Below are 23,559 nucleotides of genomic sequence, written 5' to 3' on the forward strand. Positions count from 1 at the left end.
GCTAGCGAAAAAAAGCATTCCGAATTTCGGAATGCTTTTTTTATTCTTTGGAGCTAGATTCATTTGAAGATAACTCGCCTTTGAAAGTACGCTCTTCAAAGTCATCAAGCATTTGTTCATACTCTTCATGTTCTTCTGTGGCGAAAACTTGCGGATTTTTGCCATACATGTCTGTTCCTATAAAGTTTTCGAAATCCTCTACATACCCAACATTTTCCTCACTATTTACGTACATGCCATTATAGTTTTTGGAATCCTGTCTTTCTAAATCAGACGGTGTTTCTGATGTCCCGTAATTTGCGACATCTTGCCATGCATCTTCAGCATCGTATTCTACAGAATGATCTTCGTCGTTCTTTTGAAAAGAAGGAGCCAACACTTCTTCTTCAACTGGTCGCGTGTTCATATTTAATTTATTTGTCGTGTGCTGAATACACGTTGTAGCAGTCGGCATTGCTTCTAATCTTTCAAGCGGAATTTCTTCACCAGATACTTCGCAAATTCCATACGTACCTGCTTCAATTTTTTGCAGGGCATGTTGCGTATCTTCTAGCTGCTTATGCCAAAATTCGATGAGCCCGAAATCTTTCTCACGTTCGTACAATTCTGTAGCCATATCACCTGGATGATTGTCATAGCTAGATAATTCTCCAACAGAATCGCGTTCAGAAGCGCGATCTGTATTCTCATGAGTTTGTATTGTTTGTTCAACTTCTTGCTGTTGTTTTTCTAAAATAGATTTAAATTGATTTATTTGTTGTGGAGTTAACATAGTCGTCCACCTTCCTACAATTCAGTTTCTTTACATAGTATGAGCGTTGCGGGTAGGAATTATGAGATGAAATTGGTATATGAAAAAGGAGCCGCGTCAGCAGCTCCTTTTTATCCCGCATTAACGGGCAGTTGATTAAAGTTTCACTTTATAGGAAATATCCAAGTAATAATCCGATTCCCATGAGGAGACCGAAGATTGTATTTGTTTTTGCTGTGGCAATCATTGCAGGTACCATTTCCATTGGAATGCTTTTGCCGATAAAGCCTTTCGTCGCTTTCAATGCTTTCGGTGCACTTAAAAATACGATAAGCATCCATGGTGATACGATGTTAACGATAATTAGAGCGATTGTCCAAATATAAGAAACGATGAACATAGAAGCGAGTACACCAACGGCTCTTTCGCGTCCGACGAGAATTGCTAACGTTTTACGGCCGTTTTCTTTATCGCCATCCAAGTCGCGAATGTTATTAGCTAATAAAATGGCACCAATTAAAATGGAGCTTGGAATAGATAATAAAATGACTTCTGATGTTACAGTTCCAGTTTGAATAAAGAATGAAATCCCAATAATAATGACACCCATAAATAATCCGGCTGTTAACTCTCCGAATGGTGTATAGGCAATTGGAAGTGGACCACCTGTATAAAGGTAAGCAACAGTCATACAAACAAGACCGATTGCAGCAAGCCACCAGCTAGAATTCATACAAATATAAACACCTAATAGTATTGCGATGCCGAAAAATCCAAATGCTAAGTTAAGCACTGTTTTTGGCTGAATGCCATCACGAACGATAGCGCCACCGATACCAACTGACCCTTCGTGATCGAGTCCTCTTTTATAATCAAAGTATTCATTAAACATGTTTGTTGCTGCTTGAATGAGAAGACAAGCAAGAAGCATCATAAGAAAAAGAGGGAGATGTATTTGATTTATACCTCCGACCTGCATTGCATAGGCTGTTCCGATAAAAACAGGAACGAAAGCTGCTGTTAATGTATGGGGACGTAGTAAACTCCACCAAATGCGCCAGCCTGTTTGCTTACTTGGCTTTGGCGCCGTAGGAGAGGAATTCGTTTCGACGTTCATTTCCATGTTGAATCCTCCTTTGGTCACATATTGTACACAACTAAGTGTAGAAAAAGCATCATTTAGTGTCAACGTTTATTTTCTAGGAAGAGAAGGTGAATTTCTCAGAATTGCTAAACGTTGACAGGCCTTTCGTTTGAGGTGTATCTTAAAATCAAGCGTAATTATGACTATTTTTCGCCCATAGGGGGGAGACAATTGTGATTCAAACGAAACAAATAGGCTTGCAAGAAGTTCTTGCTGCAGCCATTAAGCGTGCAACTGATGAAAAAATATTGGTTAGCTTCGTAAAACAAATAGACTGGATGGATCCGCTTCTGTTTTATGCAGCAGGAAAAAGGATTGCATTCGAAAATAGATGTTATTTTGCAGACCCAGCTCAGCATGTAATATTTGCTGGAATTGGCTCTGTTTTCACTATAGCAACTTCTTCTCACAAACGCTTTCAAATGGCTCGTGACGAGTGGGATAAAGTAAAAGAGAAAGCATTGGTACAAAGAGAAAGATACGAATTTGGAACAGGTCCTCTTTTATTTGGTGGATTTTCATTTGACCAAGAAAAAGAGAAAACGGACTTATGGAAAGAATTTGATGATACTACATTTTCACTACCGGCATTTTTATTAACTGTAAAAAATGAAAAAGCATGGTTAACAATGAATACATTCGTTTCAGCAACAGATTGTGCAGAAACTCTTTATAACGAAATTGTTTCTTTAGAAGAGAAAATTTTTGAGGAGAGTAAATGTGCACTAGAAGGATCGAAATTAACAATTACTTCTAAAGTAGAAGTAGATCCAAAAGGCTGGATGAAGGCTATTGAGAAAGTGCAAGATGAGATGAAGCAGGGGAACGTGCAGAAGGTTGTATTAGCGAGGGAGTTAAAAGTAGAAATGGATCATCATATTGATTCTGCTCTTGTTTTAGAAGCACTTCGCATTGGACAACCGGATTGTTACGTATTTTCTTTTGATTATAAAGGAGCATGCTTCTTAGGAGCGACGCCAGAGAGATTAATTCGCAAAGAAGATGAGAAGTTTACTTCGATGTGTCTTGCTGGCTCAACTGGTCATGGTCAATCTATAGAAGAAAGTAAACGAAATAGTAATACGCTTCTTCATGATGAAAAGAATTTAGCTGAACACGGTTATGTTGTGAACATGATTCGTGGAGTACTAAATGAGCACTGCGAATCTGTTAATATTCCGGAAAGTCCGGGCTTATTAACAACGAAGAACTTAATTCATTTATATACGCCTGTAGAGGCAAAAGGCGATGCGAGTCTTTTAACAATGGTAGAAGAATTACATCCAACACCAGCTCTTGGCGGGACACCTCGTTTGGAAGCGATGAAGCTGATTCGTGATGTTGAATTGTTAGACAGAGGATTATATGGTGCACCAATTGGCTGGATAGATGATAAAGGAAATGGTGAATTTGCGGTTGCACTTCGTTGCGGATTATTAAATGGCGAGAAAGCATCCTTATTTGCCGGCTGCGGGATTGTAATTGATTCAGTACCGCAACTTGAATATGAAGAAACAAGTTTGAAGTTTAGACCGATGCTTGGTGCTTTGGAGGAATTAATGAAATGAACAATCATATAGAAGCATTGTCATATTATTTAGGCGCGTTCGTGGATGAACTGACGCGTCTAAATGTATGTGATGTTGTCATTAGTCCAGGCTCACGGTCAACGCCGATTGCTCTACTAATGGAACAACATGAAGGAATGAACACATATTTACATGTAGATGAAAGGTCAGCAGGATTTTTTGCGCTCGGTATCGCAAAGGCGAAAAAACGTCCTGTTGCATTATTATGTACGTCAGGAACAGCAGCAGCGAACTACTATCCAGCTGTATGTGAAGCTTTTCATTCACGAGTGCCGCTTATCGTCTTAACGGCAGATAGACCGCATGAATTAAGAGATGTTGGTGCACCACAAGCAATGAATCAATTCAATTTATACGGTACATTTGTGAAGCAATTTACAGAGATGGCACTTCCAGAAGCGAGTGAAGCGATGTATCATTATGCCCGCATGACGACGCAGCGCACGATAGCAAGCGCACTTCTAGCGCCGCAAGGACCTGTTCATCTTAATTTTCCAGTTCGTGAGCCGCTTATTCCAGATTTCTCATTAGAAAGTTTATGGGATAAAGGACGCGGGGAATATACAGGAGTAGTTCAGCAAGGGGACGTGATGATGCCGAGTGAATATGTAGATTCTCTTGTAGGGCGCCTTTCACATATGGAAAAGGGGCTTATTATTTGTGGAGATGATAGTCATTCGGAAATCGCAGCGTTTGCGGCAGAACTAGCTGAAAAAACGGGATATCCAATATTAGCGGATCCACTTTCTAACATTCGTAGCGGACATCACGATAAAACGATGGTAATCGACTGTTACGATACATTTTTACGAAATGAATTGTTAAAAGAAACGTGGAAGCCAGAAGTTATAATTCGCTTTGGTGGTATGCCTGTTTCGAAAGCATTAACGCAGTTCATCAAAAAACAAAAGAAAGCCGTTCATATCGTTGTTGAAGAATCTGGGCAATGGAGAGATCCAGCTCTCGTTGCGACAGAAGTTGTACAGGCAAATGATATTGTATTTTGTAGGGCATTATTAGAAAAAATGCCAGTTATGAAGAAGAATGATTGGTTCGGAATGTGGCAACATATAAACGAAAAAACGAAGGAAACGCTTCGTGAAATGGAAACATATGATACTGCATTTGAAGGGAAAGTTATTACGGATATTGTCCGTGTATTACCAGAAGGGGCAACGTTATTTGCGAGTAATAGTATGCCAATTCGTGATACAGATTCATTCTTCTTCACGTCGGATAAAAATATTCAAGTGATGGCAAACCGTGGTGTAAACGGGATTGATGGAATCATTTCAACAGCTTTAGGAGCGAGTATTATTTGCGATCCGCTCGTATTAGTTATTGGTGATTTATCATTTTATCACGATTTAAACGGATTATTAGCCGCAAAATTACATGAATTAAATATAACGATTGTCGTTGTAAACAATGATGGCGGCGGTATTTTCTCATTCTTACCACAATATGAGAAAAAGGAACATTTCGAATCATTATTTGGAACGCCAATTGGACTTGATTACGAGCATGTTGTCAAAATGTACGGCGGTTCATTTAGCCGTGTAAATGGTTGGGAGCAATTCCGAGAAGAGGTACAAAAAGGAACGACGACGGAAGGTTTATACGTTGTAGAAATTTGTACGAACCGTGATGAAAACTTAACGTTGCACCGTGAACTATGGGCAAAAACGCAGGACGTAATTACTACATCGTTGCAAGGTGAATCAAAATGAACGTAACCCTGCAAGGTGTATCGTATGAATATGAAGTAGTCGGAAGCGGGGAACCACTTCTACTTCTTCATGGTTTTACGGGAAGCATGGAAACATGGCGTTCTTTCGTTCCTTCTTGGAGCGAGCAATTTCAAGTCATTGTAGTAGACATTGTTGGGCACGGAAAAACGGAAAGTCCTGAAGACGTGACGCATTATGATATTCGAAATGCGGCATTGCAAATGAAAGAACTACTGGATTACCTTCATATTGAAAAAGCGCACATACTTGGCTATTCAATGGGCGGTAGACTGGCGATTACGATGGCATGTCTATATCCAGAATATGTACGTTCTCTTTTGTTAGAAAATTGTACAGCTGGACTTGAACGAGAAGAGGACAGAAAAGAACGTCGTGAAAAAGATGAGCGACTTGCTCAGAAAATTGAGCGAGAAGGCATTCGAAGTTTTGTATCGATGTGGGAAAATATTCCGCTGTTCGAAACGCAAAAAAGTCTAGTAAAAAACGTACAAGAAGCAGTGCGAAAAGAAAGGCTTGCTAACAATCCAAAAGGGCTCGCAAACAGCCTCCGTGGCATGGGAACAGGAGCTCAGCCTTCATGGTGGGATGAGCTGCAAAACTTAAAAATACCTGTTCTTTTAATGAACGGGGAGCATGATAAAAAGTTCTTTCGCATATTAAAAAACATCGAAAAATGCGTCTCTGGCGCGAAATTTGTCAAAATTGATGGTGCTGGCCATGCAATTCATGTGGAACAACCGGAAAAGTTTGATACAATAGTAAAGGGATTTCTAAAAACTATGCAGTGATGCTTTTTTCATCTAAGAAGGAAGACGCACTTATAGAGGAAATCAGAAATATACAAGGAGGTAGTTGTAATGGCTATTGAATGGGTAACAGAAGGCAATTACGAAGATATTATTTATTCAACATACAATGGTATCGCAAAGATTTCGATTAACCGCCCTGAAGTACATAACGCATTCCGTCCAAAAACGGTAATGGAGTTAATCAACGCTTTTGCACACGCTCGTGATGATGCAAATGTTGGCGTTATCATTTTAACAGGTGAAGGTGGACGTGCATTCTGTTCTGGCGGCGACCAAAAAGTTCGCGGTCATGGTGGATATGTAGGTGACGACCAAATCCCTCGTCTAAACGTATTAGACTTACAACGTCTAATTCGCGCAATTCCTAAACCAGTTATTGCAATGGTAGCAGGTTATGCAATCGGTGGAGGACACGTACTTCATATCGTATGTGACTTAACAATCGCTGCAGACAACGCTGTATTCGGACAAACAGGTCCTAAAGTAGGAAGCTTTGACGGTGGATACGGAGCTGGTTACTTAGCTCGTATGGTAGGCCACAAGAAAGCTCGTGAAATTTGGTACCTATGCCGTCAATACAACGCACAGGAAGCGCTTGATATGGGCTTAGTAAACACAGTAGTACCATTAGAAGAGCTTGAAGCAGAAACAGTACAATGGGCACAAGAAATTTTAGCAAACAGCCCAATGGCACTTCGTTTCCTAAAAGCTGCATTCAACGCAGACACAGACGGTCTAGCTGGTATTCAACAATTAGCTGGAGATGCAACGTTATTGTACTACACAACTGACGAAGCAAAAGAAGGTCGCGACGCGTTCAAAGAAAAACGCAGTCCGGACTTCGGTCAATTCCCTCGTTTCCCTTGATCAAAAGCGAAGCCGACTGTTTAGCCCCGTTGGCTAAGGTTCTTTCGCACAGAAAGTGTTTTTTACTTTCTCGTGCGGAAGGTTCTTAGACGGAAGGGGCTAGGAGGCGCAGCTAGATGAGATCAAAAGCGAAAGCAGCTCGTTCAGAATGTGAGGGGGATGGAGCTTCTGACGTAGAGGGGCTTTTTGCCTCGTAGGAAGAAGTGAAGCCACCGACTGTTCTAGCCGCTATAGCTAGATGAGATCAAACCGGAAACAACTAAGAGACTTGATGTCATATCAAGTCTCTTTCTTTCATGAAAGGAGAATGAGTTATGGAGACGATGCCGAATTGGTTAAAGCAGCGCGCATTTTTAACACCAGATCGCACTGCAATTGAAATAGAGGAAGAGAAAGTTACTTTTATGGAGCTGCATGAAAAAGTAGTATCTGTTTGTGAACAGCTTTCACATGTTGGAGTGAAGCAGGGGCAAAAGGTGGCTGTTCTGATGAAAAATGGTATGGAGATGATTTCAGTTATTCACGCCCTATCTTACGTAGGTGCAGTAGCTGTACTTTTAAATACGCGTCTTTCAAGAGAAGAGCTACTTTGGCAAATGGATGATGCTGAAGTTGTTTGTTTAGTGACGGATCAAGATTTTGAGGCTAAGGGTGTTCCTGTCTATTCGTTCACTGAAGTGATGAATGGGCCAAAGGCAGAAGCCTCTATACAAGAAGAATTCTCTTTAGAAGAAGCGATGACAATTATTTATACGTCTGGGACGACAGGGAAACCGAAAGGCGTTATTTTAACGTACGGTAATCACTGGGCAAGTGCAGTCGGTTCTTCGCTTAACTTAGGGCTTCGTGATGATGATTGTTGGTTAGCTTGTATGCCGATGTTCCACGTTGGCGGGCTATCTCTTTTAATGAAAAATATTATGTACGGAATGCGCATTTTACTCGTTCCGAAATATGATGCCGATTTTATTCATAAAGCACTTCAAACGAGAGGCGTAACGATTATTTCAGTCGTATCAAAAATGCTAACTGATTTATTAGAGAGACTTGGAGAAAGAACATATCCATCTTCTTTACGATGCATGTTACTTGGCGGAGGACCAGCGCCAAAACCGTTATTAGAAATATGTGTAGATAAAGGAATTCCTGTGTATCAAACGTACGGTATGACAGAGACGTCGTCGCAAATTTGTACGTTATCCGCAGATTACATGTTAACGAAAGTAGGATCAGCCGGGAAACCACTATTTCAGTGCCAACTTCGTATTGAAAAAGAGGGCGTCGTAGTACCACCGTTTGCGGAAGGAGAGATTGTAGTAAAAGGACCAAACGTAACAGGCGGTTACTTTAACCGTGAAGATGCGACACGCGAAACAATTCAAAACGGATGGCTTCACACTGGTGACCTAGGTTATTTAGATGAAGAAGGATTTTTATACGTATTAGATCGCCGCAGTGATTTAATTATTTCTGGCGGAGAAAATATATATCCGGCTCAAATTGAAGAAGTGTTGCTTTCTCATCCAATGGTAGCCGAAGCCGGTGTTGTCGGTATGACTGACGATAAATGGGGACAAGTACCCGCTGCTTTTATTGTAAAAAGCGGGGCGGTAACAGAAGAAGAAATTCTTCATTTTTGCGAGGAGAAATTAGCAAAATATAAAGTGCCGAAGAAAGCGTGTTTCTTAGAGGAATTACCACGAAATGCTTCGAAAAAATTGTTAAGACGAGAGTTAAGACAATTAGTGGAGGAGATGTAAGTGGAGATAAAAAAAGCGACACTTCATATAACGGAAATGCCACTCGTAATCCCGTTTGCTGCGAGCTACGGGACTTACGAAAAGCGTGAGAGTATCGTCATTGAATTAGAAGATACAGACGGGCACATTGGATTTGGCGAAGTCGTTGCATTCTCTGAGCCATGGTATACGGAAGAAACAGTGAAGACAGCGCTGCATGTACTACAAGATTTTTTATTACCTGATTTATTAAAGGCGGAGATTTCTCATCCGAATGAAGTGCCATGTTTGTTCCAGCATATAAAGAGAAACAGAATGGCGAAGGCCGGAATTGAAGGGGCTGTTTGGGACTTATATGCAAAGTGTCAAAAGAAGTCATTAGCGACATTGCTTGGCGGAACTAGGACTGAAATTGAAGTTGGTGTTGTGGTTGGTATCAATACAATTCCAGTTATGTTAAAACAAATCGAGAAGTACGCAGAAGAAGGATACGAGCGTTTTAAAGTGAAAATAAAGCCAGAGCATGACTACGAATTATTAAAAGAGATTCGTAAAGAGTTCCCGCACATCCCGTTAATGGCTGATGCAAATTCAGCCTATACATTAGCGGATACGGAGAAACTGAAACGACTAGATGAATTTCAATTGATGATGATTGAGCAACCGTTAGCGGATGACGATTTTCTTGATCATGCACAACTACAAAAGAAAATTGAGACACCGATTTGTTTAGACGAAAGTATCCATAGTTTAGAAGACGCGCGCGTTGCGATTACGCTTGGTAGTTGCCAAATCGTTAACATTAAACCAGGGCGAGTGGGCGGATTAACAGAATCCATTCAAATTCATGATTACTGCATGGAGCATAATATACCCGTGTGGTGCGGCGGTATGGTGGAGATGGGGATTTCACGAGCGCAAAATGTTGCTCTCGCCTCATTGCCGAACTTTACGATTCCTGGCGATATATCTGCCTCTAGTAGACATTGGGAGAGGGATATTATTTCACCGGAAGTAATGCTTGAGGGCGGGAAAGTAATGGTTCCGCAAAGCATTGAAGCTGAGTATGAGGTAGATCGCGGGAGACTAGCAGAAATCACGAAGCAACGGATTGTTTTGGAGCGGTAGGCTGAGTCTTTAAAATAGCGGGCGAATTTCGTCGTTAACTGTCGGTAAGTCGATATATTTAGAAAATCGCCGATATAATTTTATTTACCAAGGTTACTCTAACGGGTAACCTTTTCGTATTGTACAAATTGGATAGACTAGTTTACAATCGATCGTATAAAAAGGGGGAGTAAAATGAAGCGCATTTCAATTTTAATAGTGGATGATGAGGCAGAAATTGCTGATTTAATTGAGATACATTTAGAAAAAGAAGGGTACCACGTTGTGAAGGCAGCGGATGGGGAAGAGGCCGTTCATATTATTGAAAAGCAGCCAATCGACTTAGTGGTTTTAGATATTATGATGCCAAAAATGGATGGGTATGAAGTGACGCGTCAAATTCGCGTGAAGCATCATATGCCAATCATTTTTTTAAGCGCGAAAACATCTGATTTTGATAAGGTGACAGGTCTTGTATTAGGTGCAGATGATTATATGACGAAACCTTTTACACCGATTGAATTAGTCGCACGTGTAAATGCACAATTACGCCGATTTCTTACGTTAAATCAGCCGAAAGTAGCAGAGAATAAATCTGCTTTAGAGGTAGGGGGAGTCGTTATTGATCCTGAGAGAAGAACAGTGAACGTGTATGGAGAGCAAATTGAGTTAACGCCGAAAGAGTTTGATATTTTATATTTATTAGCGAGTCACCCGAAGAAAGTGTACAATGTGGAAAATATTTTTCAGCAAGTATGGGCAGATGATTATTATGAAAGCGGAAATACAGTTATGGTACATATTCGCACATTGCGGAAAAAACTTGGGGAAGATAAAAGAAAGGATAAGTTAATAAAAACAGTGTGGGGAGTAGGGTATACTTTCAATGGCTAAAAAGATGAGAAGTTTTCGCTCGAAGATGGTTATGCTATTTTCGTTAAGTATGATATTAGCTGCTGGCATAACGTATTTCATTTATGAAGGATTAAGGATTTATTATAAATTAGTCGTTCGCTATGAGGATCCATTAGCTCAATTTCGTTCCATGGTAAGACAAATTGGAGATGTTAATTTCTTTTTAATTATTTTCATCCCTCTGTCCATTATGTTTTTCTTCTTTCTTACTAGGCCTTATGTAAAATATTTTGATGAGATTTCAAATGGAATTCATCATTTGGCGAACGGCGATTTTACAAATCAAGTGCGCGTTTCATCAAATGATGAGTTTGGATATATCGCAAGCGAAATGAATGTAGCGAGTGAGAAATTAAAGGAAGCAGTGGAGCGAGGAGACTTCGCGGAAAGTAGTAAGGACCAGCTTATTGTTAACTTGGCTCACGATTTAAGAACGCCGTTAACATCTGTTTTAGGTTATTTAGACTTAATTCTTAAAGATGAGAATTTGACGAAGGAACAAATTAAACATTTTTCCACGATTGCTTTTACGAAATCACAAAGGCTTGAAAGCTTAATTGATGAGCTATTTGAAATTACACGTATGAACTATGGCATGTTACAACTAAATAAAAAGCCAATTGATATAAGTGAGCTGCTTATACAGCTAGATGAAGAATTATATCCGCTATTAGAGAAACAGCATTTAGAAGCTAGATTGAATGTTGATCCACATTTACCGATTAATGGTGACGGGAAATTGTTAGCTAGAGTATTTGAAAACTTGTTAACAAATGCCGTTCGATACGGATATGATGGGCAATTTGTTGATCTGAATGGGTATATCGATAATGAAGAAGTTGTCGTACAAGTTATGAATTACGGAGATAGCATTCCAGAAGAAGATTTACCGTATCTTTTTGATATGTTTTATACAGGTGATAAGGCGAGAACAGAGCAGCAAGGTGGTACAGGCCTTGGACTATTTATTGCGAAAAACATTGTCGAGCAACATAACGGTACGATTTCTGCTGAGAGTAATGTAGTTAGAACGATATTTGAAGTACGATTGCCAAAAGACGAGAATGTAACAATTTAATAAAAATTTAAACTTTACCCCACTTTTTATTTTAATAGTTTTTTCTATTCTATACGTAAGTTACGTTAAGGAGGAACTAGAAATGAAAAAGTGGGTATTTATTTCTTTTTTTATTGCATGCACAATCTGTGTAGGCGTTTATATATCACCGTTATTTCAAAAAGAAATTGATGTGAAAATTGGCGGAGAAAATAGTGCAGTAAAGACTGCAAATATGGAAAAGATAGAGATTACAAAAGAACAAATTTATAAAGGGGATCTGTTATTAGTTAATAAAGATTATCCAGTAAAAAAAGATAGTATTAGGTCTGATATTATAAATGTAAATCATAATAGTGAATTAGTGAGAGGCTATGTAATATTTGATAGAAATCTTCGTTTATCAAAGGATGTTGTAAAAAAGTTTTTGAACGTTGTCGATGCGGCTGGAAAAGAAAGTGTTAACCATTTTTTGATTAGTAGTGGCTATAGAGATTTCCAAGAGCAAAAACAGCTATATGAAAAAATGGGATCTGATTATGCACTTCCAGCAGGATACAGTGAACATAATTTAGGATTATCACTAGACGTTGGTTCTACGCAAAAGAAAATGGAGAAAGCACCTGAAGGAAAATGGATTGAAGAGAACGTATGGAAGCACGGCTTTGTATTACGTTATCCGAAAAATAAAAGTAACATTACAGGCATTCAATATGAGCCGTGGCATATACGTTATGTCGGTTTACCTCATAGTGCAATTATGCAAAAAGAGAAAATTACATTAGAGGAATACTTAGACTTTTTAAAAGAGAAAAAAGAAATTTCAACGAATGTAGAAGGTAAGAAATATACGGTTTCTTATTATAAAGTTTCCGGGAACAGGAAAGTGAATGTTCCGGCGAATAAGCAGTATGAAATTTCGGGGAATAATATGGATGGGGTTATTGTGACGGTACAGGAATAGATAATCTTGATTCTCCCATAATAGTGCTCTACTACGGGAGAATCAAATAGGGGAACGGATACAAATTTTTATCCCGCTTTAATGGGCAGTAAGACCCCTACCTCAAAATTCAGCGAAAGCAAAGAAGTTAGGTGGGGGTCGAGCTGCCCATAAAAGTCCGATTGGTGAGGGCTAATAATCAGTGGGGGATGAAGAAAACCCCCACTGATTAAAGTTTCACTTTATATGATGAGGATTGTAATGAACACATTTTCAATGACATTCATTCCGAGTAAAAAAGATTGGAGCCTCATCAACATTTTTCAGCCATATATGCTCTTGACTATGTAAGCTATCCTTCATCCAGACATCGCCTTTATATACATTTGTTTTCTTGCGAAGCCAAGTAAGATAAGGTCCAATAACTTGAGGGGCTTCATCACGTTCATTCTGTTTTGGGAACGAGATTTGTTTCTGTTCTTCTGTTTTTATATTGATCATATAAAGTGTTGTAAACATCGTCGGAACAGGACCTTCTTTCCATACCTTATTTTCTGTTGCACGAGCCACAACCACTTTGTTTGGTGAAAACCATTCTAAATCAAGGTCTACATAACCGACAGGTGTGTAGACCTTTTGTTGTTTTGCTGTTACCATGTCTGCAACTGTGAATTTTTTATTTTCTACAAAGAACCTTCCTTCTCCTGAAATATAGGCGAGTTGATTAGCTGATGGAGCCCACTTCATCCAATCTTTGAACCATAGCATGTTACCAATCGTTCGAAAGTATTTCCCTTTTGATGAGATAACACATAATGTATTGCTATCCATTGCCAAAGAAGCAGTAGGACTAGCCAAAAAGCTAATCCACTTTCCATCAGAACTCCACTTGAAATAGTTAGCGTTAATCGCAAATAAATCAGTTTCATTTGTTTGAATCGTATAAAAAGGCTTTATTTTATCTTTAGCAAGATTTGCATCGACTGGTATTTTATAAAGTGGAATTGTACCCCATCCGGTCGGACGCAAGCAAGATTGTGAGGAGACGATAAATTCCTTTCCGTTCGGGAACCATTCGAAATCACTAACCCCAAGTGATATATTTTCAAAACCTTGTGGGCGACCGTTTTTAATTTTTGTAACGTTTAATAAACCTTGATCAGTGTAAGCCAATTGATTTTTATTTGGTGACCACTTAAAGTCAGATGTTACGACTCTTACATAAGGCTGATAGTTTATTTTCTCTTCCGTATCATAAATGAATAAGTTAGATTCTTTACCCGCTTCATCACTATCAATATAGCCAATAAACCTACCGTCATAAGACCATTTTGGAGAATACACATATCGATTTTTTGTGATTTGTATTTCTTGATTTCCTGTCTTTATCCATAGCTGATGGTCCCGGATAAATGCAGCCGTGAGTGATGGAGGGGCTGCGCTAACCGTTGTTGGTACATACAAAGTGATTAAAATTATAAATAATAAAATTCGAAATCCCAAGAATATCCCTCCTGCTTATAGGGTGTCCGAATATGTAATGGAAACTCATATTTTAATATAAAATTAAACATTATAACGTTATATTTACTTCTCCCTTTTTTTGTGTTACGCTAAACGTGTGAAAGAGATATAAAAAATGAAATTTTAATGTAAGCGTATTCTTATGGCTTCTTATAGAAAAGGGTGGAAATACAATGACAGAACGATTCGTACTACGTAATGTGAAACGTGTGAACGGGGAAGAGATTGACATTGTAATTGAAAATAATAAAATCGCACAGGTGACGAAAGCTGGTGCTGGTGAAGGTGGAAAGGTTCTTGATTACTCAGGTACTTACGTATCGAGTGGTTGGATTGACTTGCACGTTCATGCTTTTCCAGAGTTTGATCCTTATGGCGATGAGGTAGACGAAATCGGCGTTAAGCAAGGGGTAACGACAATTGTTGATGCTGGTAGCTGCGGAGCTGATCGCATTGCAGATTTAGTCAAAAGTAGAGAGCAGGCGAAAACGAATTTATTTGCCTTTTTAAATATTTCTCGCATCGGTTTGAAACGAATTGATGAACTATCCAATATGGAATGGATAGATAAAGAGAAAGTAATAGAAGCAGTAGAAAAGTATAAAGATGTAATCGTCGGATTAAAGGCGAGAATGAGTAAGAGCGTCGTGTGTGATAGTGGAATTGAACCGCTTCATGTTGCGCGCTCTTTATCCCGTGAAACATCATTGCCAATTATGGTACATATCGGTTCAGCACCTCCTCGCATAGAGGAAGTTGTACCTCTTTTAGAAAAAGATGATGTGATTACACATTACTTAAACGGGAAAGAAAATAATTTATTTGATGAAGAAGGCAAACCGCTACCTGTATTACTAGATGCAGTGAAACGCGGCGTACATTTAGATGTTGGTCACGGTAATGCTAGTTTTTCTTTTAAAGTAGCAGAAGCAGCGAAGCGTCACGATATTGCCTTTCATACAATTAGTACAGATATTTACCGGAAGAATCGTATACACGGTCCAGTGTATAGTATGGCTCACGTTCTTTCGAAATTCCTTTACTTAGGTTATCCGCTAGAAGAAGTAATTGATGCGGTTACGAAAAATGCGGCAGAGTGGCTAAAAAAACCAGAGCTTGGTCGTATTCAAGAAGGCGATATTGCAAACTTAACTTTATTTACGGTGAAAGATGAGAAGGTTACGTTAATTGATTCAGAAGGGGATCAGCGCGTTGCTGAAAGAAGAATTGATACGAAAGGGGTTGTAATTAATGGGTCATTCATTGAATGCTAAGTACGGATTAAAAAGAGTGATTAATGCGAGCGGTAGAATGAGTATTTTAGGTGTATCCGCTCCGACAGATACAGTTATGGATGCGATGAAACATGGTGGACAAAATTATGTGGAAATTGCTGATTTAGTAGATAAAGCGGGAGACCATATTGCGAGAATTCTAGATTCAGAGGCAGCGGTCGTTGTAAATTCAGCATCGAGCGGAATTGCGCTTTCTATCGCTGGTATCGTTACAGAAGGAAACCGTCGTAAAAGTGAAAGACTTCATCAAGAGGTCATCGCGAAAAACGAAGTGATTATGTTAAAAGGTCATAACGTTCAATACGGTGCTCCTGTTGAAACGATGATTTATTTAGGCGGCGGTAAGCTTGTTGAAGTGGGTTACGCAAACGAAGGGAAAGCAGAGCATATTGAAGATGCGATTGGTGAAAATACAGCAGCGATTCTGTATGTGAAATCCCATCATGCCGTGCAAAAAAATATGATTTCTGTTGAAGAAGCATGGGAAGTAGCGCAGCGAAATAACGTACCACTAATCGTCGATGCGGCAGCTGAAGAAGATATTCAAAAATATGTGAAGTATTCAGACCTTGCCATTTATAGCGGTTCAAAGGCAATTGAAGGGCCTACTTCTGGTATTGTTGGCGGTAAACGAAAATATGTTGAGTGGCTGAAAGTGCAATTACATTGCAGCGGTAGAAGTATGAAAGTTGGGAAAGAAACAACTTTCGGTTTACTTCAAGCGCTTGATGAGTACGGAGTAAAAGAAGATAAGAGTGAACAAGAAAAAGAGCTATTACAAGTACTTATGCCGCTAAAAGAATTAAATGGTGTAAATGTAACGATTGTTCAAGATGAAGCAGGAAGAGCAATCTTTAGAGCGCGTATTCATATTAACGAGAACGAGTTAAATAAATCAGCAAAAGACGTTGTAAAAGCATTACGCGAAGGGGAAATTGCCATTTACACACGTGATTACGGCGTAAGACAAGGATTCTTTGATATTGATCCACGTCCACTTCAAGGTGATGACATACATGTAATTGAAGAAAAAATGAGAGAAATTGTAGGGGGAAACTAAAATGACAAACATTCAAAAACGTTTTTATAAAGGCCGCGTAGCATTAAATGTATTAGCGAACAATATCGAAAATGCGAAAGATATTTTTGAAGCAGCAGAAGGGTATGTAGTAGTGGGAGTGTTATCAAAAGACTACCCAACAGTAGAAGAAGCAGTTACAGCGATGAAAGCATACGGAAAAGAAATTGATGACGCGGTATCGATCGGACTAGGAGCAGGAGATAATCGCCAAGCAGCAGTTGTAGCTGAAATCGCGAAGCATTATCCTGGTAGTCATATTAACCAAGTGTTCCCTTCAGTTGGAGCGACACGTGCAAATCTTGGCGGAAAAGATAGCTGGATTAATAGTTTAGTATCACCAACAGGAAAAGTAGGGTACGTAAATATTTCTACTGGTCCAATTAGTGCAGCTGGAGAAGAAAAAGCAATCGTTCCAATTAAAACAGCGATCGCACTTGTACGTGATATGGGCGGAAATTCATTGAAATACTTCCCAATGAAAGGTTTAGCTCATGAAGAAGAATATCGCGCAGTTGCGAAAGCATGTGCGGAAGAAGGATTTGCATTAGAACCAACGGGCGGAATTGATAAAGAAAACTTCGAAACAATTGTACGTATTGCGCTTGAAGCAAACGTAGAGCAAGTTATCCCGCACGTATACTCTTCTATTATTGATAAAGAAACTGGTAATACGAAAGTAGAAGATGTTCGTGAATTATTAGCAGTAGTGAAGAAGTTAGTTGATCAATATGCGTAAGAAAATTGCAGCATTTGGCGAAGTAATGATGCGCCTGCAAGTACCGGGATATGAATTGTTATCGCAAGCTAACACATTAAATTATTCCTTTTCTGGTACAGGTGTGAATGTTGCAGCCGCGCTTTCTCATCTAGGGCATGAAGGGCTTCTTATTTCAACTTTACCGGAAAATTCGGTTGGAGATGCGGCATTATCGTACATTCAAAAGTTGGGTGTGCAAACCTCGCTTGTTTCAAGAGGCGGTAAATATGTCGGCATGTACTTTTTAGAAAATGGATTTGGTGCACGTGCAAGCCGCGTTACATATTCAAATCGATTAGAAAGTAGCTTCAATACGGCATGTGAAGAAATGTATCAATTTGAAGAAATCGCAAAGGAAATTGATATCGTTCATTTTTGCGGGATTACACTTGCGATGAATGATACTGTACGCCATCATATGAAATCTTTAGCGAAAGCAGTTAAAGAAAACGGAGGCACTGTCGTTTTTGATTGCAATTATCGTCCATCTCTTTGGGGAGAAGATGGATATGAGCAGGCGAAACCGCATTATGAAGAAATGCTAGCTCTTGCTGATATCGTTATGATGAACGAAAAAGATGCGATGTTTGTTTTAGGAATGAAAACGGAAGAAACGGATCGAGAAGCACAACTTGTTGATCTGATTCCAAAAGTAGCTGAAACATATCATATCGCTACAATTGCTGGCACACATCGCTCTATTAATAGCGATAATACACATTCGCTTCGCGGGTTTATATGTAAAGATGGTGCGTTCACTTTTGCAAAAACACTTACGTTTTCTGTATATGATAGAATAGGTGCTGGAGATGCTTATACGAGCGGGATTATTCATGGCGAGATAGAAGAGTTTGCACCAGAGAAAGCTGTTTCATTTGCGTCAGCAGCTGGAATGCTTGCACATACAATCGTCGGTGATACGCCAATGTCATCAGAGAAGGATATACTTCGGGCAATGACGGCATCAGTAGGTGATGTAGAAAGGTAGTGGGTGTAACGGTGAACGTAACGAGAAAAAAAGGACCATTATATTTACAAATAAAAAATATTATTCGTGATCGAATATTGCATGGTGTATATGCGATTCATACGAATATTCCTTCCGAACCGCAGTTAGAAGAAGAGTTCAAAGTAAGTAAAATTACAGTGCGTAATGCGATTAAAGAACTTGCTCAAGAAGGATATTTGGAAAAGAAAAGCGGTAAAGGAACGAAAGTCATCCGTAACACTTCTGCGACAAAACTGTCAAAGGGTAAGAAATTTACTGAAGTGTTAGTGGAAGAAGGATATAAAGTACAGAAGAAATTACTAAAAGCAGAAATCGTTCAGAATGAAGAAGGAACAGTGCCATTTCGATTATTCGGTAAAGAGAGTTTTCGTATTGAACGTTTATATGCGTTAAATGATGCACCGTACATTCATTATACGCACTATTTCTCAGCACATATGGCAAGTACAGATTTATCGGACTTTGATTTACAATCGCTTTACGATTTAGTCGAGGACCGAGGTATTCATTTAGAAAATTTCAGGGATGAATTCGCTGTTGGACTTGCGCCTAGTTTCGTTGCAGAAGCATTAGGTGAAAAAGAGGGCACAGCGTTATTAAAGCGAATGCGCTATTCTTACGATGAAGTTGGCGAAGTAATTGAATATAGCGAAGGCTACTATAACACAGAAATGCAGCATTATGTAGTGAATTATGACGTATAAAAAAGAGGGGATTTTCCCTCTTTTTTTATAAAGTAAGGGGAATGAGAGATGGATATATACTTATTAATCGTCACGTTACTTGCAATCGCGATTGTTATTTTAGGGGTATCATGGTGGAAATGGCATGCATTTATTAGTTTAACAGTTGCTAGTTTATTTTTAGCCATCATGTCTGGACTGAATTTAACGAAGATAGTGGCTGCCTATGAAACTGGTGTTGGTAGTGTACTAGGGCATTTAGTTGGTATTTTAGCTCTCGGAACAATTTTAGGGAAAATGATGTCCGATTCAGGGGCTGGCATGCAAGTAGCAGATTTCTTTATTCGATTTTTCGGTGTGAAGAAACTACCATGGGCTATGTTATTTGCAGGATTTGTTATAGGGATTCCAGTATTTTTTGAAGTGGGAATTGTCATCTTATTACCTCTCGTTATTTCCATTCGAAAAACGACGAAGCAAAACATATTATTAATCGCATTACCTGTTATTGCGGGATTATCTATCGTACATGGGCTCGTACCACCACATCCAGGGGCGATGACAGCAATCGGTATTTATAACGCGAACTTAGGAAAGGTACTTTTATATTCATTAATTATTGCGTTACCAACAGCCATTATCGCAGGACCGATATTTGCACAGTGGGTACATAAAAGAGTTATACCTGAAAATGAACCAGAGCTAGTTCGAGTTACGACTGTATCAACTGATTTACCGAGTCGTAAAGTTTCATTCTTTATTATTTTATTGCCAGTTGTATTAATGATTTTATCAGTAGTGGCACCGTATATTTCATTACCGAAAAAGATAACTGAATTTTTCGTGTTTATAGGAAGTCCAGTAATTGCTTTACTTATTTCATGTTTCGCAGCATTTTATTTACTTGGAATAAGACAAGGAATTAATAAAAAGGTCATTAAAAAATTAACGGACGAAAGTTTACTACCGGTCGGTTCCATTATTTTAATTATCGGTGCAGGCGGTGGATTTAAACAAATATTAATTGAAAGCGGCGTTGGAACGGCGATTGCACAAATGGCAGAACATATATCGTTATCACCAATTGTATTAGCTTTCATGGTAGCTGGATTAATTCGAATTGCAACAGGTTCAGCGACAGTAGCATTAACGACAGCGGCAGGAATTGTTTCACCTGTTATTCAGCATATGTCTGGAGTGAATTTAGAATTGCTCGTTATTGCAACAGGTGCAGGATCATTAATGTTTTCTCACGTAAATGATGCGGGGTTCTGGCTTGTAAAAGAGTATTTAGGTTTGACAGTGAAGGAAACATTTAAGACGTGGACGGTACTGGAGACATTATTATCATTTATCGCATTTGGTTTTGCACTTTTATTGAATATGTTTATTTAGAAGATACCTTAACAGGTATCTTTTTTTGATGAAGCCCATTTCCAAAAACAAGCCCGTTTTTAATAAGGTCAAGCTTCCTATTCGCCCTGAAAACATACTATAAATGGAATCCCCTCATTTAGAGCAAGGAGAACTTGTTATGAATGATACTAAAGGAGGAATAGAGTAATGAGCGAAAAGTGTGAACACAGACATGATGATTGTAACCGCAGAAATGGGTGCGGCGGCGGTTTTGCGCTTCTAATCGTATTGTTTATTTTATTAATCATCATCGGTGCTAGCTGCTTCGGCGGAGGCGGAGGCGGTTGTGGCTATGGTGGTTACGGCGGTTACGCAGGCGGCTATGGTGGATATTGCTGCTAATTATTAAAAACTATTGAAAATGGCCTTGTGCAATACGCACAAGGCCATTTTATTCATATTTTGATATGCTGTGATAATTTATTAATGTACAGAGAACGGATTAAGAAGAAGAAAATGATCTCGATAATCCCGAACAACGTAAGTATAATGATTAATTCTTTTAATAAAGAGAAAGCAAACATGTTTTGTAAAAACTGAATCGCAAATATTGTATGAATACCAGCAACGATATAAGGAATGAAAAATAAAATTCCTAATTGAATCGTTGCAGAACGAAACATTTCCGATTCTGTTAGACCGATTTTTGTAATCGTAATGTATTTTTGTTTTTCAATCGTTAAGTCATTATACATACGGAAGTATAAAACACTTGCTGCCCCGATAAAGAACATAAAGCCAAGAAATGTCCAAATAAAGAAAGTAGCAATTGAATTTCCTTTACTGTAGTATAGATCATCAGCTGCTGTATAAAGAGCAAATGGGATGTCTGTATTTTTATGTGCCTCACGGAAGCTATCCGTATCATTCCCAATATGTTTTAACATATTTTTTGTCGGAACAATTGAATTTTCCCAATTCTCAACGAAGTAGTTATACACTATAGTCGTTTCAATATGAGGAATCATATTATCAAATACGTAATCTTGTACAACAATTATATGTCGGAAAAGAAAGGCGGGTCCGATTCCTTTATTAATAAATCCTTTAATATGAAACTCTTTTTTATTTGATCCGATTGTAATTGTATTTTGTTTTGCAAATGGATTTGATACAAGATTTAAGAGTTCTGGTGAGTATCGAGAAATAATATAAACTTGTGTAGAATCAAGGGTTATTTCCGGTCTTTTTAATTGTTTCGCAAGTGTATTGTAGTCACTCATTTTCATAAGAGTAATATCTTCTTTTAAAGCTGTATCTTGTAACATTGTAACTGTATGCTTATTGTATTGAAAATTAGCATTTGTAAGTTCCATTTCAATTGTAGCAATGTGCTTTTGTTCCAATGGATTTTCCCCTTTGGACGTATATGTGAAGGGGAAAGGATATCGTTCTAATACTGAAGCTTTTGTATTGTTATTAGCGGCGAATAATCCGATGATAATTGTAAATGCAAGTGCTGACAACATAGAAACGATAAAGAGCACATTAATATTGCTACGTGTACGGCTAGCTAAATCTGAAATCCATAACATATTTATTTGTTTCATATAAAACTTTCTTCGTCTTTTTAAAATGAAGATAAAGAGAAGAAATGTTTGCGAAAAGAATAAGTATGTCCCGACTACTACGAGTGGCAAAATAGATAACATGATAAAGAATACAGATCCATTTTGTGCATTTTTTTCTGTTATATAGCCTTGCGGATAACCAGCGATATAATAGCACAGCCCTAAACAAATTAAGGCAAACAATGAAACGAGTATAGATGGCCTTTTTTCGTCTTTTTTATTTTTATTATTTTTAATTAATCGTGTTGTTTTCCGAGTACGAATAAACATCGGTGTAAACGTAGAAACGATGAAAAACAAAATAATAAAAGTTATTGTAGTAACGATAATTGCTTCTGTTGGCCAATATAAATAGAGGCCTTTTGCATTTGTTAATTTAGAAGTAACGAGTAAGAAAAAGTTAGAAAATACAAGCCCACCTTGAATACCAGCAAAGATAGCTAGTATTCCAATAATCATATTTTCAGTAAACAAAAGCCGTTTTAATTGTTTGTGTGAAATACCGAGAACAGTTAAAACGCCAAATTGTTGTTTCCGTACATTTAAAAATGTCCCAATAGAATATAAGAGAAAGAAGAACGAGAACAAAACGATAACAACCTGTGCCATGCCAGCCAAGTTCATGAGCGGATCTTGTTCCTGCAATTTATTCATAATTTGTAAGCGTGGATGATACGCGTATACAGTAAATGAAAAGAAAACCATGATAGAAAACGCACTACTTACAAAATAAGCGAAATATGCTTTCGAATTACGCGAGACATTTTTAAATGCGAATTGCCAAAATGTCATCCACGTCTTCCTCCTAATAATGCTAAAACATCTAATATTTCTTGATAAAATTTCTCACGATATAGTCCGCGGTGTAGTTCGTTGTAAAGCTCGCCATCTTTAATGAAAATGACGCGGTTACAATAACTTGCTGCAAACGGATCGTGCGTAACCATTAAAATTGTTGCATCTTCTTCTTTGTTTAACTTCGTAAATAACTCCATTACATCAATAGCTGCTTTTGAATCCAAGTTTCCTGTCGGTTCATCAGCTAGTAAAAGAGACGGATGATGAATAACAGCGCGTGCTACTGCGGTACGCTGTGCTTGTCCCCCAGAAACTTCAAAAATACGTTTGTCCAAAATATGATCAATTCCAAGCTTTTTTGAAATGTTATCAAGCTTTTCGTCCATTTCCTTTAATGGAACATTATCTAATGTTAAAGGTAGTACGATATTTTCACCGATTGTGAGTGTATCTAGTAGGTTAAAGTTTTGGAAAACAAATCCTAACTCTTGTCGGCGGAAAATAGCTAACTTCTCTCTACGAAATGTGTGTGGTTTTTTGCCGTTAATAACGACGTCACCAGAAGTAGGAGAATCAATTGTAGAAATAACGTTTAAAAATGTAGATTTTCCGCTACCAGATGGTCCCATAATGGCAACGAATTCACCTTTATCTACGTGTAAATTTATATTTTTTAAAGCAGTATGAGGGACTTTTCCCTCATACACTTTTGAGACATTTTTTATGTGTAATACTTCTTCCATAGTAATCACC

Annotated in this window: 21 protein-coding genes; 16 read left to right on the forward strand and 5 right to left on the reverse strand. The window is 38.4% G+C overall.

Annotated elements, in window-relative coordinates:
• Nucleotides 1-40: 40 nt before the first annotated feature.
• Both KVT31_RS22530 and KVT31_RS22535 read right to left on the reverse strand, forming a co-directional pair.
• Nucleotides 41-772 (reverse strand): yteA family sporulation protein, encoded by a 732-nt coding sequence (locus KVT31_RS22530; protein WP_088098170.1) that lies wholly within the window; start codon nt 770-772, stop codon nt 41-43.
• Between the two features lie 148 nt (nt 773-920).
• Nucleotides 921-1,874: a 1,4-dihydroxy-2-naphthoate polyprenyltransferase gene (locus tag KVT31_RS22535; protein WP_088098169.1), complete on the reverse strand. Its 954-nt coding sequence runs from the start codon at nt 1,872-1,874 to the stop codon at nt 921-923.
• Between the two features lie 194 nt (nt 1,875-2,068).
• Here KVT31_RS22535 and KVT31_RS22540 point away from each other — a divergent pair, with 194 nt between their 5' ends.
• The 9 genes from KVT31_RS22540 to KVT31_RS22580 all read left to right on the forward strand — a co-directional run bounded on the left by KVT31_RS22540 (nt 2,069) and on the right by KVT31_RS22580 (nt 12,693).
• Nucleotides 2,069-3,463, forward strand: coding sequence for an isochorismate synthase (locus tag KVT31_RS22540; RefSeq protein WP_088098168.1), 1,395 nt, complete (start codon nt 2,069-2,071; stop codon nt 3,461-3,463).
• The gene (gene menD, locus KVT31_RS22545) at nt 3,460-5,214 is read left to right on the forward strand and encodes a 2-succinyl-5-enolpyruvyl-6-hydroxy-3-cyclohexene-1-carboxylic-acid synthase (protein ID WP_088098167.1); all 1,755 of its coding nucleotides are present in this window, start codon (nt 3,460-3,462) and stop codon (nt 5,212-5,214) included. The genes KVT31_RS22540 and menD overlap by 4 nt, the downstream gene beginning before the upstream one ends.
• On the forward strand, nt 5,211-6,023 hold the full coding sequence (menH, locus tag KVT31_RS22550) for a 2-succinyl-6-hydroxy-2,4-cyclohexadiene-1-carboxylate synthase (RefSeq protein WP_088098166.1): 813 nt from the start codon (nt 5,211-5,213) through the stop codon (nt 6,021-6,023). Before menD ends, menH begins: the two co-directional genes overlap by 4 nt.
• Before the next feature lie 69 nt (nt 6,024-6,092).
• On the forward strand, nt 6,093-6,911 hold the full coding sequence (gene menB, locus KVT31_RS22555) for a 1,4-dihydroxy-2-naphthoyl-CoA synthase (protein WP_000963892.1): 819 nt from the start codon (nt 6,093-6,095) through the stop codon (nt 6,909-6,911).
• A 314-nt stretch (nt 6,912-7,225) separates the two neighbouring features.
• Nucleotides 7,226-8,671 carry an o-succinylbenzoate--CoA ligase gene (locus tag KVT31_RS22560; protein WP_088098165.1) on the forward strand — a complete coding sequence of 482 codons (1,446 nt, stop codon included), beginning with the start codon at nt 7,226-7,228 and terminating at the stop codon, nt 8,669-8,671.
• Nucleotides 8,672-9,778, forward strand: coding sequence for an o-succinylbenzoate synthase (gene menC / locus KVT31_RS22565; RefSeq protein ID WP_088098164.1), 1,107 nt, complete (start codon nt 8,672-8,674; stop codon nt 9,776-9,778). It begins immediately after the preceding gene.
• Nucleotides 9,779-9,952: 174 nt separating this feature from the next.
• On the forward strand, nt 9,953-10,651 hold the full coding sequence (locus KVT31_RS22570) for a response regulator transcription factor (protein ID WP_088098163.1): 699 nt from the start codon (nt 9,953-9,955) through the stop codon (nt 10,649-10,651).
• Nucleotides 10,644-11,750 (forward strand): sensor histidine kinase, encoded by a 1,107-nt coding sequence (locus KVT31_RS22575; protein ID WP_088098162.1) that lies wholly within the window; start codon nt 10,644-10,646, stop codon nt 11,748-11,750. The genes KVT31_RS22570 and KVT31_RS22575 overlap by 8 nt, the downstream gene beginning before the upstream one ends.
• Before the next feature lie 82 nt (nt 11,751-11,832).
• A complete protein-coding gene (locus KVT31_RS22580) occupies nt 11,833-12,693 on the forward strand; it encodes a M15 family metallopeptidase (protein WP_088098161.1) in 861 nt (286 codons plus the stop codon).
• Between the two features lie 252 nt (nt 12,694-12,945).
• Here the strand turns inward: KVT31_RS22580 and KVT31_RS22585 are convergent, their stop codons facing one another.
• Nucleotides 12,946-14,175, reverse strand: coding sequence for a translocation protein TolB (locus KVT31_RS22585; RefSeq protein ID WP_088098160.1), 1,230 nt, complete (start codon nt 14,173-14,175; stop codon nt 12,946-12,948).
• A 194-nt stretch (nt 14,176-14,369) separates the two neighbouring features.
• Here KVT31_RS22585 and KVT31_RS22590 point away from each other — a divergent pair, with 194 nt between their 5' ends.
• The 7 genes from KVT31_RS22590 to KVT31_RS22620 all read left to right on the forward strand — a co-directional run bounded on the left by KVT31_RS22590 (nt 14,370) and on the right by KVT31_RS22620 (nt 20,779).
• On the forward strand, nt 14,370-15,470 hold the full coding sequence (locus tag KVT31_RS22590; protein ID WP_088098159.1) for an amidohydrolase/deacetylase family metallohydrolase: 1,101 nt from the start codon (nt 14,370-14,372) through the stop codon (nt 15,468-15,470).
• Complete coding sequence (locus tag KVT31_RS22595; RefSeq protein WP_088098158.1) at nt 15,448-16,551, forward strand: DgaE family pyridoxal phosphate-dependent ammonia lyase; 1,104 nt, start codon at nt 15,448-15,450, stop codon at nt 16,549-16,551. Before KVT31_RS22590 ends, KVT31_RS22595 begins: the two co-directional genes overlap by 23 nt.
• 1 nt (nt 16,552) lies before the next feature.
• Nucleotides 16,553-17,308 carry a 2-dehydro-3-deoxy-phosphogluconate aldolase gene (dagF, locus tag KVT31_RS22600; protein WP_044793624.1) on the forward strand — a complete coding sequence of 252 codons (756 nt, stop codon included), beginning with the start codon at nt 16,553-16,555 and terminating at the stop codon, nt 17,306-17,308.
• Entirely contained in the window at nt 17,301-18,317 is a 1,017-nt protein-coding gene (locus KVT31_RS22605; protein ID WP_088098157.1) for a sugar kinase, read from the forward strand. Before dagF ends, KVT31_RS22605 begins: the two co-directional genes overlap by 8 nt.
• Entirely contained in the window at nt 18,317-19,042 is a 726-nt protein-coding gene (locus tag KVT31_RS22610; RefSeq protein ID WP_060632688.1) for a GntR family transcriptional regulator, read from the forward strand. Before KVT31_RS22605 ends, KVT31_RS22610 begins: the two co-directional genes overlap by 1 nt.
• Nucleotides 19,043-19,090: 48 nt before the next feature.
• Nucleotides 19,091-20,416 carry a gluconate permease GntP gene (gene gntP / locus KVT31_RS22615; RefSeq protein ID WP_088098156.1) on the forward strand — a complete coding sequence of 442 codons (1,326 nt, stop codon included), beginning with the start codon at nt 19,091-19,093 and terminating at the stop codon, nt 20,414-20,416.
• 168 nt (nt 20,417-20,584) lie between these two features.
• Complete coding sequence (locus tag KVT31_RS22620) at nt 20,585-20,779, forward strand: YjcZ family sporulation protein (protein ID WP_088098155.1); 195 nt, start codon at nt 20,585-20,587, stop codon at nt 20,777-20,779.
• A 53-nt stretch (nt 20,780-20,832) separates the two neighbouring features.
• Here KVT31_RS22620 and KVT31_RS22625 read toward each other — a convergent pair whose 3' ends face one another.
• Together KVT31_RS22625 and KVT31_RS22630 are read right to left on the reverse strand one after the other, a co-directional pair.
• Nucleotides 20,833-22,800, reverse strand: coding sequence for an FtsX-like permease family protein (locus KVT31_RS22625; protein WP_088098154.1), 1,968 nt, complete (start codon nt 22,798-22,800; stop codon nt 20,833-20,835).
• The gene (locus tag KVT31_RS22630) at nt 22,797-23,549 is read right to left on the reverse strand and encodes an ABC transporter ATP-binding protein (protein ID WP_000393250.1); all 753 of its coding nucleotides are present in this window, start codon (nt 23,547-23,549) and stop codon (nt 22,797-22,799) included. Before KVT31_RS22630 ends, KVT31_RS22625 begins: the two co-directional genes overlap by 4 nt.
• Nucleotides 23,550-23,559: the final 10 nt, after the last annotated feature.

Source organism: Bacillus sp. GbtcB14 (assembly GCF_019091205.1).
In the GTDB taxonomy this organism is placed as follows: domain Bacteria; phylum Bacillota; class Bacilli; order Bacillales; family Bacillaceae_G; genus Bacillus_A; species Bacillus_A cereus_AG.